This is a genomic window from Variovorax sp. EL159 (genome assembly GCF_900100965.1).
GTDB lineage: Bacteria > Pseudomonadota > Gammaproteobacteria > Burkholderiales > Burkholderiaceae_C > Variovorax.
The window spans coordinates 1,275,498-1,292,523 of the sequence record NZ_FMUJ01000002.1; the positions used below are offsets into that span (position 1 = coordinate 1,275,498).

Annotated in this window: 12 protein-coding genes; 7 read left to right on the forward strand and 5 right to left on the reverse strand. The window is 65.1% G+C overall.

What is annotated here, in order from left to right; genetic code table 11:
* The first annotated feature begins 42 nt into the window (after nucleotides 1-42).
* The 7 genes from BLQ28_RS12115 (at nucleotide 43) to BLQ28_RS12145 (ending at nucleotide 6,750) form a co-directional block, all read left to right on the forward strand.
* On the forward strand, nucleotides 43-813 hold the full coding sequence (locus BLQ28_RS12115) for an ABC transporter ATP-binding protein (RefSeq protein ID WP_093239318.1): 771 nt from the start codon (nucleotides 43-45) through the stop codon (nucleotides 811-813).
* Nucleotides 813-1,520: an ABC transporter ATP-binding protein gene (locus BLQ28_RS12120; RefSeq protein WP_093239319.1), complete on the forward strand. Its 708-nt coding sequence runs from the start codon at nucleotides 813-815 to the stop codon at nucleotides 1,518-1,520. Before BLQ28_RS12115 ends, BLQ28_RS12120 begins: the two co-directional genes overlap by 1 nt.
* Nucleotides 1,521-1,584: 64 nt before the next feature.
* Nucleotides 1,585-2,781, forward strand: coding sequence for an ABC transporter substrate-binding protein (locus BLQ28_RS12125; protein ID WP_093239321.1), 1,197 nt, complete (start codon nucleotides 1,585-1,587; stop codon nucleotides 2,779-2,781).
* Between the two features lie 106 nt (nucleotides 2,782-2,887).
* Complete coding sequence (locus BLQ28_RS12130; protein WP_256327269.1) at nucleotides 2,888-4,036, forward strand: ABC transporter substrate-binding protein; 1,149 nt, start codon at nucleotides 2,888-2,890, stop codon at nucleotides 4,034-4,036.
* A 45-nt stretch (nucleotides 4,037-4,081) separates the two neighbouring features.
* Nucleotides 4,082-4,957, forward strand: a complete 876-nt coding sequence (locus BLQ28_RS12135) for a branched-chain amino acid ABC transporter permease (RefSeq protein WP_093239324.1) — start codon at nucleotides 4,082-4,084, stop codon at nucleotides 4,955-4,957.
* 10 nt (nucleotides 4,958-4,967) lie between these two features.
* Nucleotides 4,968-5,954: a branched-chain amino acid ABC transporter permease gene (locus BLQ28_RS12140; RefSeq protein ID WP_176801072.1), complete on the forward strand. Its 987-nt coding sequence runs from the start codon at nucleotides 4,968-4,970 to the stop codon at nucleotides 5,952-5,954.
* Between the two features lie 184 nt (nucleotides 5,955-6,138).
* Nucleotides 6,139-6,750 (forward strand): hypothetical protein, encoded by a 612-nt coding sequence (locus tag BLQ28_RS12145; protein WP_143012475.1) that lies wholly within the window; start codon nucleotides 6,139-6,141, stop codon nucleotides 6,748-6,750.
* Between the two features lie 147 nt (nucleotides 6,751-6,897).
* Here the strand turns inward: BLQ28_RS12145 and BLQ28_RS12150 are convergent, their stop codons facing one another.
* The 5 genes from BLQ28_RS12150 to BLQ28_RS12170 form a co-directional block, all read right to left on the reverse strand.
* Nucleotides 6,898-7,350: a YXWGXW repeat-containing protein gene (locus BLQ28_RS12150; RefSeq protein WP_093239327.1), complete on the reverse strand. Its 453-nt coding sequence runs from the start codon at nucleotides 7,348-7,350 to the stop codon at nucleotides 6,898-6,900.
* A 92-nt stretch (nucleotides 7,351-7,442) separates the two neighbouring features.
* Nucleotides 7,443-8,507 (reverse strand): lipocalin-like domain-containing protein, encoded by a 1,065-nt coding sequence (locus BLQ28_RS12155; RefSeq protein WP_176801073.1) that lies wholly within the window; start codon nucleotides 8,505-8,507, stop codon nucleotides 7,443-7,445.
* The gene (locus BLQ28_RS12160) at nucleotides 8,507-9,586 is read right to left on the reverse strand and encodes a PLP-dependent cysteine synthase family protein (protein WP_093239329.1); all 1,080 of its coding nucleotides are present in this window, start codon (nucleotides 9,584-9,586) and stop codon (nucleotides 8,507-8,509) included. Before BLQ28_RS12160 ends, BLQ28_RS12155 begins: the two co-directional genes overlap by 1 nt.
* Nucleotides 9,587-9,597: 11 nt before the next feature.
* A complete protein-coding gene (locus BLQ28_RS12165) occupies nucleotides 9,598-11,439 on the reverse strand; it encodes an ABCB family ABC transporter ATP-binding protein/permease (protein ID WP_093239330.1) in 1,842 nt (613 codons plus the stop codon).
* A gap of 34 nt (nucleotides 11,440-11,473) precedes the next feature.
* A complete protein-coding gene (locus tag BLQ28_RS12170; protein ID WP_093239332.1) occupies nucleotides 11,474-17,017 on the reverse strand; it encodes an amino acid adenylation domain-containing protein in 5,544 nt (1,847 codons plus the stop codon).
* Nucleotides 17,018-17,026: the final 9 nt, after the last annotated feature.

The window sequence follows — 17,026 nt, forward strand, 5'->3', positions numbered from 1 at the left end:
CATGACCGACTTCTTTTTTCCGAACCCGGGCGACTTCGCGAGATGAGCGACGTCATTCTCGAAACACGCCAGCTCACCAAGGAATTCAAAGGGTTCACCGCGGTCAGCAAGGTCAACCTGTCGGTGGCGCGTGGTTCGATCCACGCGCTCATCGGTCCCAACGGTGCGGGTAAGACGACCTGCTTCAACCTGCTCACGAAGTTCCTCGAGCCGACCACCGGCACGATCCTCTTCAATGGGCAGGACATCACGGGCGAGCGCCCCGCGCAGATCGCGCGGCGCGGCGTCATCCGCTCGTTCCAGATCTCGGCGGTGTTCCCGCACCTCACGCTGCTCGAGAACGTGCGGCTGGGCCTGCAGCGGCGGCTGGGCACCTCGTACCACTTCTGGAAGAGCGAGAAGTCGCTCAAGCCCTTGGATGCCAGAGCACGCGAGTTGCTGGCTGAAGTCGGCCTCGAAGAGCTCGCCGACGAACAGACCGTGAACCTGCCCTATGGCCGCAAGCGCGCGCTCGAGATCGCGACCACGCTGGCCATGGAGCCCGAGCTGATGCTGCTGGACGAACCGACGCAGGGCATGGGCCACGAAGACGTGCACCGCGTGGCCGAACTCATCAAGCGCGTGTCGGCGGGGCGCACCATCTTGATGGTCGAACACAACATGAGCGTGGTCTCGACCATCGCCGACACCATCACGGTGCTGCAGCGCGGCGCGGTGCTGGCCGAAGGCCCGTACGCCGAGGTCTCGAAGAACCCGCAGGTCATGGAGGCCTACATGGGCACCACCGACGGCCAGCTGCAGGGAGCCCACTGATGACCGCCGCACTGGAAATCAAGGGCCTGCAAGCCTGGTACGGCGAATCGCATGTGCTGCACGGCGTCGACATGGTCGTGCAGCCGGGCGAGGTCGTCACGCTGCTGGGCCGCAATGGTGCGGGCCGCACCACCACGCTGCGCGCCATCATGGGGCTGACCGGTGCGCGCAAGGGCAGCATCGAGGTCAATGGCAAGGAAACCATCAGCCTGCCGACGCACCGCATCGCGCACCTGGGCATTGGCTATTGCCCCGAAGAGCGCGGCATCTTCGCCAGCCTCTCGTGCGAAGAAAACCTGATGCTGCCGCCCGAGCTGAAAGGTGCGGGGCAGGGCATGTCGGTCGAAGAGATCTACACCATGTTCCCCAACCTGGCCGAGCGCCGCCACAGCCAGGGCACGCGCCTGTCGGGCGGCGAGCAGCAGATGCTGGCCGTGGCGCGCATCCTGCGCACCGGCGCCAAGCTGCTGCTGCTCGACGAGATTTCCGAAGGCCTCGCACCCGTCATCGTGCAGGCGCTGGCCCGCATGATCACCATGCTGCGCGCCAAGGGCTACACCATCGTCATGGTGGAGCAGAACTTCCGCTTCGCGGCGCCGCTGGCCGATCGCTTCTACGTGATGGAGCACGGCCGCATCGTCGAGAAGTTCGGCGCGGCCGAACTCGAAGCCAAGATGCCGGTGCTCACCGAGCTGCTCGGCGTTTGAACCCCATCAAGTCCACAAGACCCGTTCCTTTCGTCCCACAAAGATTTCTTCAGGAGACAACAGCATGAACAAGAAACTCGGCCTCATCGCAACCGCCATCGGCATCCTCGCATTGGGCGCAGGCGCCGCGCAGGCACAGGAAAAAGTGAAGATCGGCTTCGTCACCGACCTGTCGAGCCTGTATGCCGACCTGGAAGGCAAGGGCGGCGCCACGGCCATCCAGATGGCCATCGACGACTTCGGCGGCAAGGCGCTGGGCCAACCCATCGAGCTGCTGGTGGCCGACCACCAGAACAAGGCCGACATCGCCGCCTCCAAGGCCCGCGAATGGATCGACACCGCTGGCGTGACGATGGTCTTCGGCGGCACCAACTCGGGCGTGGCGCTGGCCACCGCCAAGGTGGCGGAAGAAAAGAAGCGCGTGTACTTCAACAACGGCGCCGGCAGTTCGGTGCTCACCAACGAGCAGTGCAGCCCCTACACCGTGCACTATGCCTACGACACCGTGGCGCTGGCCAAGGGCACGGGCGCCGCGGTGGTCGATCGCGGTGGCAAGAGCTGGTTCTTCCTGACGGCCGACTACGCCTTCGGCCATGCGCTCGAAGCCGACACCACCAAGGTCGTGAAGGAGAAGGGCGGCACCGTGGTGGGCGCTGTGCGCCACCCGCTGAACGCGTCGGACTTCTCCTCGTTCCTGCTGCAGGCGCAGAACTCCAAGGCGCAGATCCTGGGCCTGGCCAATGCCGGCGGCGACACCATCAACTCGATCAAGGCCGCCAAGGAATTCGGCATCAACAAGACCATGAAGACCGCCGGCCTGCTGGTCTTCCTGAGCGATATCCACAGCCTGGGCCTGAAGAACACCGAAGGCCTGCTGCACACCACCAGCTGGTACTGGGACCTGAACGACGAGTCGCGCAAGTTCGCCAACCGCTTCTTCGAGAAGACCAAGCGCATGCCGACCGACGTGCAGGCCGCCGACTACTCGGCCACCATGACCTACCTGAAGGCCGTGGCCGCCGCCAAGACCACCGACTCCGACAAGGTGATGGCGCAGCTCAAGAGCATGAAGATCGACGACTTCTACGGCAAGGGCCAGATCCGCGCCGACGGCAGCTTCATCCACGACATGTACCTGGTCGAAGTGAAGTCGCCCGCCGAATCCAAGAAGCCCTGGGACTACCTGAAGGTGCTCAAGACGCTGCCGGGCGACCAGGTCTTCACGACCAAGGCCGAGACCAAGTGCGCGCTCTGGAAGTAAACGGCTGAAGCCGCGCCAGCAGACCTTTCCATCGAAGTCAAAAAAAGAGGATCACTCCATGAAACGCACGCTCATCGCCTCCGCCTGCCTCGTTGCCACCTGCCTCATGGCGGCGGGCGCGGCGCAGGCCCAGGAGAAGGTCAAGATCGGTTTCATCACCGACATGTCGAGCCTCTACGCGGACGTGGAGGGCAAGAACGGTGCGATCGCCATCCAGATGGCCATCGACGACTTCGGCGGCAAGGTCAACGGCATGCCCATCGAGCTGCTGCAGGCCGACCACCAGAACAAGGCCGACATCGCGGCGTCGAAGGCGCGCGAGTGGATCGACACGCAGGGCCTGACGATGCTGTTCGGCGGCACCACCTCCAGCACCGGCCTGGCCATGGCCAAGGTGGCGCAAGAGAAAAAGCGCGTCTTCATCGTGAACGGCGCGGGCAGCTCGGCGCTCACCAATGAGCAGTGCAGCCCCTACACCGTGCACTACGCCTACGACACCGTGGCGCTGGCCAAGGGCACGGGCAGCGCGGTGATCGCGCGTGGCGACAAGAGCTGGTACTTTCTCACGGCCGACTACGCCTTCGGCCAGGCGCTCGAAGCCGATGCCAGCCGCGTCGTGAAGGAAAAGGGCGGCACCGTGGTGGGCAGCGTGAAGCATCCGCTGAACACCTCCGACTTCTCGTCCTTCCTGCTGCAGGCACAGAACTCCAAGGCCCAGGTGCTGGCTCTGGCCAATGCGGGCGGCGACACGCAGAACGCCATCAAGTCGGCCAAGGAATTCGGCATCACCAAGACCATGAAGATGGTCGGCCTGCTGGTGTTCGTGACCGACGTGCACAGCCTGGGCCTGAAGAACACCGAAGGCCTGCTGCTCACCACCAGCTGGGACTGGAACCTGGACGACAAGACGCGCGCCTTCGGCAAGCGCTTCTTCGAGAAGACCAAGCGCATGCCCACCGACATCCAGGCGGCCGACTACTCGGCCACCATGACCTACCTGAAGGCCGTGCAGGCCGCCAAGACGGTCGATGCCGACAAGGTCATGGAGACCATCAAGAAGACGCCCATCGACGACTTCTACGCCAAGGGCACCGTGCGCGCCGACGGCCGCTTCGTGCACGACATGTACCTGGTGCAGGTCAAGTCGCCGGCCGAATCGAAGCAGCCCTGGGACTACTACAAGGTGGTCCAGAAGCTCAAGGGTGAAGAAGTCTTCACGACCAAGGCCGAGAGCAAGTGCGCCCTCTGGAAATGATCTCCCGCGGGCGTCGCCGCGGCGCCCGGGTTCGTTGAAACGCTTATGACCATTTCCCTACCCGGCCTGTTGAGCCAGCTCCTCCTGGGGCTGGTCAACGGCTCGTTCTACGCGATCCTGAGCCTCGGGCTCGCGGTGATCTTCGGCCTGCTCAACGTCATCAACTTCGCGCACGGCGCGCTGTTCATGATGGGCGCCATCCTCACCTGGATGGCCATGGAATATTTCGGCATCAACTACTGGGTGATGCTGCTGGCGGCGCCCATCGTCATCGGCCTTTTCGGCGTGCTGATCGAGCGGCTGCTGCTGCGCTGGATCTACAAGCTCGACCACCTCTATGGCCTGCTGCTCACGCTGGGCCTCACGCTGCTGATCGAAGGCGTGTTCCGCTCGGTCTATGGCGTGTCGGGCCTGGCCTACGACGCGCCCGAGGCGCTGTCGAGCGCCACCGACCTGGGGTTCATGGTGCTGCCCAACTACCGGGCCTGGGTGGTCGTCGCATCGCTCGTGGTCTGCTTCGCCACCTGGTACGTGATCGAGAAGACGCGGCTGGGCGCCTATCTGCGCGCCGGCACCGAAAACCCGCGGCTGGTGGAAGCCTTCGGCGTCAACGTGCCGCTGATGATCACGCTGACCTATGCCTTCGGCTGCGCGCTCGCCGCCTTCGCCGGCGTGCTGGCGGCACCAGTGATCCAGGTGTCGCCGCTGATGGGGCAGAACCTCATCATCGTGGTGTTCGCGGTGGTGGTGATCGGCGGCATGGGCTCGATCATGGGCGCCATCCTCACCGGCCTGGGCCTGGGCGTGATCGAGGGCTTCACCAAGGTCTTCTATCCCGAGGCTTCTTCCACCGTCGTGTTCGTGATCATGGTCATCGTGCTGCTCATCCGTCCGGCCGGCCTGTTCGGCAAAGAAAAATAAGGCGGACGGCATGAACATGAAAAAGATCTCCACCGTCGTCTACGGCCTGCTGCTGCTCGCGCTCATCGTCGCGCCGTTCTTCGGCGCCTACCCGGTGTTCGTGATGAAGCTCATGTGCTTCGCGCTGTTCGCCGCGGCCTTCAACCTGCTGCTGGGCTTCACCGGCCTGCTGTCCTTCGGGCATGCGGCCTTTCTTGGCGGCTCGGCCTACGTGGCGGGGCATGCCATGAAGGTCTGGGGCCTCACGCCCGAGCTGGGGCTGCTCGCGGGCACGCTCACCGGTGCATTGCTCGGCTGGCTCTTCGGCGTGCTGGCCATCCGCCGCCAGGGCATCTACTTCGCGATGATCACGCTGGCGCTGGCGCAGATGATGTTCTTCGTCGCGCTGCAGGCCAAGTTCACCGGCGGCGAAGACGGCCTGCAGGGCGTGCCGCGCGGCAAGCTCTTCGGCCTGATCGACCTGTCGGGCGACCTCACGATGTACTACGTCGCGCTGGTGATCGTGGTGGCCGCCTTCCTGCTGATCGTGCGCACCATCCACTCGCCGTTCGGCCAGGTGCTCAAGGGCATCAAGGAGAACGAGCCGCGCGCGTTGTCGCTGGGCTATGACGTGAACCGCTTCAAGCTGCTGGCCTTCGTGATCTCGGCCGCGCTCTCGGGCCTGGCCGGTTCGCTCAAGACGCTGGTGCTGGGCTTTGCCACGCTGTCGGACGTGCACTGGACCGCTTCGGGCCAGGTCATCCTGATGACGTTGGTGGGCGGCCTCGGCACGCTGTCGGGTCCGCTGGTGGGCTCGGCTGTGGTGGTGCTGCTGGAGAACAAGATCGGCGAACTCGGCAGCTTCCTCGCGCGCATCACGACGGTCGATTGGTTCAACACGCTGGGCGAGTCGGTGACCATGGTCACGGGCCTGATCTTCGTGATCTGCGTGCTGGCCTTCCGCAAGGGGATCATGGGCGAGATCATCGCGTTCATCGAGCGGCGGCGCGCGAAGTAGACAGACCCCGATCAAGCAGAAAAAGGAGCCGCATGGCTCCTTTTTTTTGGGCGTCCAGCCAGCCCTCTTGAGTGCCGACAGCGGCGGCATCACCCTCGTTTCGAGCTCCCCGATCCAGGGCCAGAACTAGAATTTGGACGGCTGGTTTTGGCCAGCCAATCAACCAACCAAAGGGAGTGCAATCATGAGAGTGAAGACGTTCGCACGCTTGCATGATGTCGGAGTGGCACGGGCAATGGTCCGTGTTTTCCTGGCATCCACACTGGCCGCTTCGGCGGCCTTGTCGCATGCGCAAGCTGGATACACCGGGTATGACGCCCAGGTCTCGAGCCTCGGACTGGGCACGGCGAAGTTGACCAATGCAGGCACCAAGCCGTTGCCGATCGGCACCGAGCTGCGAATCCAGATCTACACGAACTTTGACGGCCGCACCAAGGCGGGGACGTACAACGGCTATGTGGAGGCCGCCATCACTTCCATCGACCAGAACCTGAAATGCCCCGGCGTGAATGTGGGTCAACCGGTGCCAGGTCCCAGTGTCCCCGGCGAGGGCTTGTTGTTCGACGTGCGCTGCAGCCTGGTCAACGAGCTGGCTCCCGCCAGTACGGTGGAGGTGCGCGCTTCACAGGCATTCCGGACCGGAAGCTGCCTGAATCCCGTGTCAACGAACAGAGACTATGTCTATGTACTGGGACGCGCAACGGCCGCTCTTCCGAACGGCTATGTGGATGAAGAACCGTCCAACGACGCCACCCGGATCGAGTTCTCGGAGCGTCTTCCCCTGCCTCCCTGCTGATCGATGGCCGTGATGCCGTCAGCAAAGCGGATTCGGCATTCATCGATCGGCCCCGAGATCATCGCGTTCATCGAGCGGCGGCGCGCGAAGTAGGCAGACTGGCCGACACAAAAAAAGGGAGCCGTCTGGCTCCCTTTTTCATTGCCGTCAGCAGTTGCCCTTTTTTGCCTGGCCGGGCGGGCAGAAGTCGCCCCGGTCGCGGTCGTGTCCACGGCGATCGTCGCCACGGTAATGGCGGCGGTGGTCGTCGTTCCATTCGCGCTCGCGGCGCTCTTCGCGCCGGCGCCAGTCGCCATCGGCCCAGCGCCAGCCGCCGCGGTCTTCCACCCAGCGGCCCGGTGCGTAGGCGTAGCCCACGCGCTCGGGCTGCCAGCTGCCTCGCTGCCATGCATAGGCGCGGCCGTCCCAGGCCCAGCGGCCGGGCACCCAGACGAAGCCGCCGCGCGGTGGCGGCGCGGGCTCGTAGCGTGGCGGCGGCGGTGCCGTCATGACCAGGCCGGGTACGTTGATGTTGACCGAGACCTGCGCGTTCGCGGCCATCGGAACGGCCAGCAGTGAACAGGCGCCGGCCAGTGCCAGTGCGGTGATTCGAATCGTCATGGGGGTCCTCTCTTTTTCAAGTCATGCAATGCACGACTCCCAACGCACGCGGCCCGTGGCCGGTTGTCGGGGCTTGCGTTGCGCTACAACCGTTACAGGCGAAGGGGGGCGGCGTAACCGGTCATTTCGAGGTAACCGCGCCCCACGCGGCGGCCCTGCGCATCGAGCAGGTCGCTGAGGCCCTCCCAGTACACGCCGCCCGTCGATCCGCGGCTGTCGAGTTCCTGGTCGTCGAGCAGGGCGCGCACCTCGAAGTTGCCCGAGGGCGTTTGCACGCGCCATTGCGTCGGGTACTTCGCCTGCGTGCGCGGACTGGTCCACGCATTGAGGGCCTCGAAGCGCACCTCGTCGTTCTTGAAGATGCGCGCCGCACCGTCACGCGCGCGGAACGAGCCGCCGCCCCACAGCGCGCTGCCATCGGCGCGGCGCAGGTGGAAGGCGGTGAGGGCGCTGCCGTCGTCGAGGTTCATGCCGATCCAGTCCCAGCCCACGGCCTCGGGGTGCATCAACGCCTCGCTCCATTCGTGGTCGAGCCAGGCCGCGCCGTCGACCTCGAAGGCCTGGCCCTTGAGCATCAGCTTGCCCTGCGCCTTGAGCTGCGGCTCGCTGTAGTAGTAGCTGGCCTGTGCTTCGTCGGGCCCCTTGCGCGAGAGGCCGGCATTGCCTTGCAGCAGCACCGGTTGCGTCGGCGTGAAGCGCAGGTCGAGCGTGAATTCGCCAGCGGGGATGTGCGCCGAATAGCTGCCGTCCTTGCGCGCCAGCGACCAGTCGCGGATGCGCGCGTCGGTGTCGGCCTCGCTCGCCGACGCAACGCCGAAGCCCGCGCGTGCGATGCGCTGGTCGTGCAGCAGCACGCGGCCTTCGAGGTCGGTGATGGCCGCATGCGCGAACACGAGGTTCTTGGCCGCGAAGGCCGAGCGCATGTTCTGCGTGGCCTCGATGCGTGAGCGGAAGAAGGTGACCTGAAAACCGAACTCGCGTCCAGCCGAGGTTTTCGCGTGGCCGGTGATGTACCACCACTCGGTATGCAGATCGGGGTGGCTGCCGAAGTCGCGCGGAAACTGCAGCGTGCGCGCAGGCAAGGCCCAGGCCGCCGGCCCCGCGCACAGTGCGGCCAGCAGCAGGCCGCGCCGCGACAGCGTGAAAGATGCGGGCATCAGGCAGCAACCAGCGCGTCGATGCGCTGCTGCACCGGGCCGATGTCGCCGAAGGCGTTTCGCACCCACGCCGCATCGTGGTAGCTCGGCAGGTAGCGCTCGCCCGCATCGCACAGCAGCGAAAGAATCGAGCCTTGCTGGCCCGCCGCGCGCATCTCCTGCGCCACGGCGAGCATGCCGATGAAGTTGGTGCCGGTCGACGGGCCGACCTTGCGCCCAAGCAGTGCCGACAGCGCATGCATCGCCGCCACCGAGTCGAGGTTCGGCACCTCGATCATGCGATCGACCAGCGTGCGGATGAAGCTGGGTTCCACGCGCGGACGGCCGATGCCTTCGATGCGCGAGCCCGCGGCGGTGAGCGTGGCGTCGCCCGTGCGGTGGTAGGCCGAGAACACCGAGCCTTCGGGGTCGGCCACGCACACCTGCGTGTCGTGACCGCGAAAGCGCAGGTAGCGCCCGATGGTGGCGCTGGTGCCGCCGGTGCCGGCGCCCACCACGATCCACCGCGGCACGGGATGCCGCTCGCGCGCCATCTGCTGGAACATGCTCTCGGCGATGTTGTTGTTGCCGCGCCAGTCGGTCGCGCGCTCGGCATACGTGAACTGGTCCATGTAGTGGCCCCCGGTGCGCTCGGCCAGCGCGCGCGCTTCTTCGTAGACCTGCGCCGCGTGATCGACGAAGTGGCAACTGGCGCCATAGAAGGCGATCTGCGCGATCTTCTCGGGCGAGGTGGTGCGCGGCATCACCGCGATGAAGGGCAGGCCCAGCAGCCGCGCGAAGTAGGCCTCGCTCACGGCCGTCGAGCCGCTGGACGCCTCGACGATGGTCGTGCCTTCGCGCACCCAGCCATTGCACAGCGCATAGAGAAAGAGCGAGCGCGCGAGCCGGTGCTTGAGGCTGCCGGTCGGGTGCGTCGATTCGTCCTTCAGGTACAGGTCGATGCCCTGCGCGGCGAGCGCGGACAGCGGCAGCGGGATCAGGTGCGTGTCGGCACTGCGCTGGTAGTCGGCCTCGATGCGGCGGATCGCACCACCGAGCCAGCCGCTGCTGAAGGAGGAAGAAGAGGGCGTTTGCTGCATAGCGTGCCAGTCTATTCGCCCTTTTCGGCGGGTACACGCCCCTCTTTCTGCAGCGCCCACATGTGGGCATAGTCCCCGCCTTTGGCAAGCAACTGGGCATGGGTGCCGCGCTCCACGATGCTGCCTGCGTTCATCACGAGGATCTCGTGTGCGTCCACGACAGTCGAGAGCCTGTGTGCGATCACGAGCGTGGTTCTGCCGCGCAAGGCGCTGGCCAGTTCGGCCTGGATGGCGCGCTCGTTGGCGGAGTCCAGCGCCGACGTGGCCTCGTCGAAGATCAGCAGCGGCGGGTTCTTCAGCAAGGTGCGTGCGATGGCGAGGCGCTGTTTTTCGCCCCCCGACAATTTGAGGCCGCGCTCGCCCACGGGGGTTTCGTAGCCCTTGGGCGTGGCCATGATGAAGTCGTGGATGCGCGCCGCCGTGGCTGCAGCCACCACCTCGTCGTGGCTGGCGTCCGGGCGGCCGTAGGCGATGTTGTAGGCCACCGTGTCGTTGAACAGCACGGTGTCTTGCGGCACGATGCCGATGGCCTGCCGCAAGCTCGACTGCGTGACCTGCCGGATGTCTTCGCCACCGATGGTGATGCGGCCTTCCTGAACATCGTAGAAGCGGTACAGGAGCCGCGCCAGTGTCGACTTGCCCGCGCCCGATGCACCGACCACCGCCACGGTCTTGCCGGCGGGAATCTCAAAGCTCATGTGCCTGAGAAGCGGATGACTCGGGTCGTACCCAAAGCTCACGTCCTCAAAACGCACCTCGGAGTTGCTGCCCGAGAGTGCATGCGCATCCGGGGCATCCAGTACCTCGCACTTCGTGCCGAGCAGCACGAACATCCGGTCCAGATCGGTCAGGCTCTGCTTGATCTCGCGGTAGACCGCGCCCAGCAGATTGAGTGGAATGAACAGCTGGATCATGAAGGCGTTGACCATCACCAGGTCGCCCAGCGTCAGATGGCCCTCGACCACGCCCGCGGCCGCGCGCCAAAGAATGAGCGACATGCCCAAGGTAATGAGAAACTGCTGCCCGGCATTGAGCAGGCTCAAGGAGATCTGGCTCTTCAGCGCCGCCTCGCTCAGTTGCCCCAACCCGTCCTTGTAGCGGCGCGCCTCAAGGGCTTCGTTGTTGAAATACTTGACCGTCTCGTAGTTGAGCAGCGAATCGATCGCGTGGCTGTGCGTCTTCGAGTCGATCTCGTTCATGACCTTGCGAAACTGCGTGCGCCAATCGGTCACCACCTTGGTGAAGACCATGTAGAGCGCCAGCGAGATCGCCGCGATCAGCAGAAAGAGCACGCCGAACTTCACGCCGAGGATGGCCAGCACCAGGGCCAATTCGATGATGGTGGGCACGATGCTGTAGAGCGACATGGCGATCAGCGAGCGCACCGCGCGTGTCCCGCGCTCTATGTCGCGCGTCATGCCGCCGGTGCGCCTTTCGAGGTGAAAGCGCAGCGATAGCGCATACAGGTGCTCGAACACCTCCAACGCGATGCTGCGCGCTGCACCCTCGGTGGCCTTCGCGAACACCAGTTCGCGCAACTCGTTGAACAGCGAACTCGAAAACCGCAGCACCCCGTAGATCGTGAGCAGGGCAACCGGCACCACCAGCATGCTCTGCGTCTTGTTCAGGTGGGGGGTGACGGTGTCGATGAGTATCTTGAAAACGACGATGACGCCGATGTTGGCGAGCCTGGAACCCACCATCAGCGTAAGCGCCGCCACCACACGCCATTTGTAGTGCCACAGGTACGGAAAAAGCCGGCGCAGCACATGCCATTCGGAGCCCTTGCTCTGCACGGGCTGCCTGTCTCGCGCGGCGGTGGAGAGCGAGGGGATGGGGTCGCTGCGATTCATGGTGCCTGGCTGTTGGAAAGTCGCCTGCCCGAACTCAGTCCAGATGCGTGGTCAGAATCCGGCCGATCTGAGCCATCGATTCCGGCGCTGTCATTGTTCCGTGAGGGCATGGAATTTCGTGGATGTTTATTTGCCCGCTCACGTAGGGAGACCATGCGTCAGGGTTGGGAAGGCGGAATGTCTTGGTGGCAACAAAGAGGGTGAGGTTCTCGTTGATCGTCGGCGGCCTGTACCTGTCGAACATCGAGATGTTGTTCTTGACGACCTGCCACATCTTTTCGACCGATTCCTCTCCCTGGTCCTTGGAATAGGTTGCCTGGTTCACGAAGAATTTCCTGTATTCGTTGTAGGTCCTCGCTCTTTTTTCCGGCGAAGACTGCACGTGCGTGCGATCCGTGGGCGGATACGTGTCCAGAAGAATGAGCCTGTTGTTGGCTTCCTTCCTCTTCGAAAGGATGTGAATGATCTCGTAGGCCACATAGCCGCCGAATGACCAGCCCAATATGTTGTAGGGGCCCGTCGGTTGGACCTTCATGATCTGGTCGAGGTAGTCGGCCGCCATTTCCTCGATCGTTTTTGGCATGCGATCGAATTCCGTGAATCCGCGTGCCTGAAGTCCGTAGACCGGACGGTCTTTCCCCAGGTGCTTGATGAGCGACGAAAACCCCCAACTGAGTCCGGCTGCCGGATGAATGCAGAAGAGCGGCGGCAGGTGGCCGGTCAGGCGCAGCGGAATCATCACATCGAAGGAGTTCGACTGGCGGCTCGAGTTGATGCTTTCGCTCAACTGGTCGACGGTGGGACTCTCGAACAGCGTGCGGATGGCCAGCTCGATGCCCAGTGCCGAGCGGATGCGGCCAACGAGCTTGGTGGCCAGCAGCGAGTGGCCGCCCAGGTCGAAGAAGTTGTCGTCGATGCCCACCTGGGGCAGGCGCAGGACTTCCGCGAAAAGCGCCACCAGAGTCTCTTCCTGTGGCGTGCGAGGGGCTCGAACGCTCCGGGATGTGAAGTCCGGCGCTGGAAGTGCCTTGCGGTCGAGCTTGCCGTTGGGTGTGAGCGGCAGGCTGTCCAGCACCACGATGGCCGCGGGCACCATGTAGTCGGGCAATCGGTCTGCCAGTGTGCGGCGCACGGCCTGCGCCTCCACGCGCTGGGCATCCTGTGCCACGACATAGCCCACGAGCTGCTTGTGCCCGGGCTGCTCCTCACGGGCGATGACGACGGCCTGGGCAATGTCGGGCAAGCCCGTCAGGGCCGTCTCGACGTCGCCGAGCTCGATGCGGAACCCACGGATCTTGACCTGCTGGTCGGCGCGCCCAAGGAAGTCGAGCACCCCGTTGGTGCGCCATCGCGCGAGATCGCCGCTGCGGTACATGCGGCTGCCCGGCGCGCCGAAGGGGTTGGCCACGAAGCGCTCGGCGCTCAGGCCGGCTCTGTTCAGATAGCCGCGCGCCAGCCCGGTGCCTGCGATATACAGCTCGCCCGGTACGCCCGCGGGGACCGGGTTCAGCTGTGCGTCCAGCACGTAGAGCTGGGTGTTACCCAGCGCAGAGCCGATCGGGATGCCCCGATTTGCCTGGAGCGGATGGCGAAGGGAATGCAGCGTGGCGAAGGTGGTCGTCTCCGTCGGTCCGTAGCCGTTCGTCAGCGTGAGGGACGGGCAACGCGCAAGCACCCGCCGGACGGCCGTGGGGAGCAACACATCGCCCCCCGCGAGCAGATGCTGCAATCCTTCGAAGCAGCTTGGATCTTCTTCGGCGAAGAGATGGAACAGGCCTGCGGTGAGCCACAGGGTGTTGATGCGCTGATGGGCGATCAAGTCTCGCAGCGTGGGAATGTCGAGCTCCCGCGCAGGCGCGAGGATGACCTGCCCTCCACTCAAGAGAGGCATCCACAGCTCGAAGGTGGACGCGTCGAAGGTGTGCGTCGAGTGCTGAAGGACCCTGGCCGGGCCGCTCCCCTGCCAACGAGAATTGAGCGCCAGATGGGCGACATCTTCGTGGGTGGTGACCACGCCCTTCGGCCTGCCGGTGGAGCCCGAGGTATAGATGACGTAGGCCGGGTTGAGCATGGCGAGCGGCGCCCGGCGCCCGGCATCGCTGATGTCGAGCCCGGATGACCGGGCCAACTCGGCCACGAGGGACGGGTCGTCGAGGCACAGGCTGGGCACGCCCGCCGGCAGCAATTGCGCGGTGGCGATGTCGGTGATCGTGCAGACGGGCGCCGCGTCTTCCAGCATGAAGGCCAGGCGCTCTTTGGGGTAGTCCACGTCCAGCGGCAGGTAAGCGGCGCCAGCCTTGAGGATCGCCAGGATCGCCGTAATCATTTCTGGTGAGCGCGGCAGTGCGAGCGCCACGAAGCCCTCCGGTCCCACGCCTTGCGCGATCAGATGGTGGGCGAGGCGATTGGCGCGTGTATTGAGCTCGCCGTAGCTGAGCGAGGCGTCGTCGAACACGAGTGCGATCGCGTCCGGCGCACGTGCCGCTTGCTGCTCGAAGAGCGCGGGCAGGGTGGCGAGGGGCACGGGGTGCGCGGTGTCGTTCCATCCCTGGAGGATCTGCTCACGCTCCCCGGGCTGCAGGATTCCGATCTGCCCGATGGGCTGGGCGGGGTCCTGTGCAACGGCAGCAAGAACGTACCCCAACCGGTCGCCGAGCAATTCGACAGTGGCGCGGTCGAACAGGTCGGTGGCGAATTCGAGCCGGCCCGAAATGCCTTGCGGCGAGCCGTCCTTGGCACGCTGTTCCCACAGCTCGAACGACAGGTCGAATTTGGCGGTGTTCAGGCCGATGGGTTGTGCGCTGATCTCCAGTCCCGGCAAGGCGAAGCTGGCGCGGGCATTGTTCTGCAGCACCAGCGAGACCTGGAACAAGGGATGGCGAGCCATGGAACGCGCGGGGTTGAGCACCTCCACCAGCCGCTCGAACGGCAGGTCCTGGTGCGCGTAGGCACTCAGGTTGGTTTCGCGCACGCGTGCCAGCAACTCGCGAAAGCTCGGGTTGCCAGAGGTATCGGTGCGCAGTACCAGGGTGTTCAGGAAGAAGCCCACCAGGTCGTCGAGCGCTTCATCCGTGCGCCCAGCGATCGGGCTGCCCAGCGGGATGTCGGTGCCTGCGCCCAGGCGGGTGAACAAGGTGGCCAGTGCAGCCTGAAGCACCATGAACAGACTGGCCTGCCCCTCGCGTGCAAGGGTCAGCAGCTCCTGATGCAGGCCCACGTCGAGCCGGAACGCGACGCTCTCGCCGTGGTGGCTGGACACCGTGGGGCGCGGCCTGTCGGTAGGGAGTTCCAACTGCTCGGGCAGGCCGGCGAGCGTGCGTTGCCAGTAGCGCAGTTGCTTGGTGATGACGCTGTCGGGATTGCGCTCGCTGCCCAGCAGTTCGTGCTGCCAGAGCGTGTAGTCGGCGTACTGCACCGGCAAAGGTGTCCATGCCGGTGGCTGGCCCTGGCCACGCGCGGCGTAGGCCAGGGACAAATCGCGTGCCAGCGGTGCGAGCGACCATCCGTCACTGGCGATGTGATGGCACAGCAGCAACAGCACGTGCTGATCCGCATCAAGGTGGAACAACCAGGCGCGAAACGGAATCTCGCTGCCCAGCTGGAAGCAGTACGCGGTTGCCTCGGCGAGTCGTTGCGCCAGCGTGGCTTCGGACGCCGTTTCTACCTGCATCGCAAGATGCGCACCTTCGGGCGCAAGAATCTGCTGCAAGGGTGTTGCGTCGTCCGTGTCCCTGAAGACAGTGCGCAGGCTTTCGTGACGGCCGACCAGGTCGCCCAAGGCCAGTTCCAGCGCTGAATCGTCAACCCGCCCCTTCAGCCGCAAGGCCATGGCCACGTTGTAGGTGGGCGTGGGGCCGTCGATCTGGTACAGGAGCCAGAGCCGTCGTTGGGAAAGCGACACCGGAATAAGTTCGGGCCTCGCCATCGGCTGCAGGACCGCACGGGCAGACTGCGCACCGACGAGCCTGTGGCCCAGCTGTGCGACCGTGGGCGCTTCAAACAGCACGCGGATGGGTAGCTCCACGCCCAATGCGGAGCGGATGCGGCTCACGAGCCTGGTGACCAGCAGCGAGTGGCCGCCCAGGTCGAAGAAGTTGTCGTCGATGCCCACCTGGGGCAGGCGCAGGACCTCGGCGAAGAGGTTGGCCAGGATTTCTTCCTGCGGAGTGCGCGGGGCGCGAATGCTGCGGAGCGTGAAGTCGGGCGCGGGCAGGGCCTTGCGGTCGAGCTTGCCGTTGGGCGTCAGGGGCAGGGCATCGAGCACGACGATGGCTGCGGGAACCATGTGGTCGGGCAGATCGGTGGTCAGCGCACGACGCAGGGCTGCGGTGTCGACGCTCTGTCCGGTGGCAGCCACGACGTAGCCCACCAGTTGCTTGTTTCCTGGTGCGTCCTCGCGCGCGATGACGGCGGTCTGAGCGACGCCGGGCTGCCAAGACAGTGCGGCCTCGATTTCACCGAGCTCGATGCGGAATCCCCGGATCTTGACCTGCTGGTCGGCGCGCCCGAGGAAGTCGAGCACGCCATCGGTTCGCCAGCGCGCCAGGTCGCCGGAGCGGTACATGCGGCTGCCCGGTGGGCCGAAGGGGCTGGCCACGAAGCGCTCGGCGCTCAGGGCGGGCCTGTTCAGATAGCCGCGCGCCAGGCCCGCGCCCGCGATGTACAGCTCACCCGTCACGCCTACAGGCACCGGCTGCAGTGCCGCGTCCAGAACGTAGGTCCGCAGGTCCGGAATGCCGCGGCCGATGAGACTGTTGGCGTCGCTGCCCATGAGCGCCTTGCTCAACGCGGCGTAGGTGACATGAACGGTCGTTTCTGTGATGCCGTACATGTTGATGAGTGACGGCGCTTCATCGCCGTGTCTCTCATACCAGTCCTTCAGGAGCCGGAGTTCAAGCGCTTCGCCGCCGAAAATCACGCAGCGCAAAGCCAGGCCGGCCTGCAGCTCCGGGTGCTCCCGCTCGGCCTGCGCCAGTTGATGGAATGCCGATGGTGTCTGATTGAGGACGGTCACCTGCTTGCGCACGAGCAGGCTCAAGAACTCTGCGGGGGAACGGCTGATCAAACTCGGAACGACGATCAACTGCCCGCCGCGAAGCAGAGCGCCCCAGAGCTCCCAGACCGAGAAGTCGAAGGCGTGCGAATGGAACAGGGTCCATACGTCCTGCGGACCGAATCCAAACCATTGCTCCGTCGCACCGAGGAGCCGCACGACGTTCTGCTGTGAAATCACCACGCCCTTTGGCTTGCCGGTAGACCCCGAGGTGTAGATGACGTACGCGGGGTTGGCGGGACGCAGTGGCCGAACGCGGTCGTGGTCGGTGGGGTTGGCAAGGGGCGCGGCGGCCAGCGAGGCTGTGAGCGACGTATCGTCCAGGCTGAGCGTGGGCACGCCCGGAGGCAGGATCGCTGCGGTGGCGCGGTTGCTGATCATGCAGGCCGGCGCAGCGTCCTCCAGCATGAACGCCAGGCGGTCCTTGGGGTAGTCCACGTCCAGGGGGACGTAGGCGGCGCCGGCCTTCAGGATGGCCAGGAGGCTGACCACCAGCTCCAGGGAGCGAGGCAGGGCCAGGGCCACGAAGCTCTC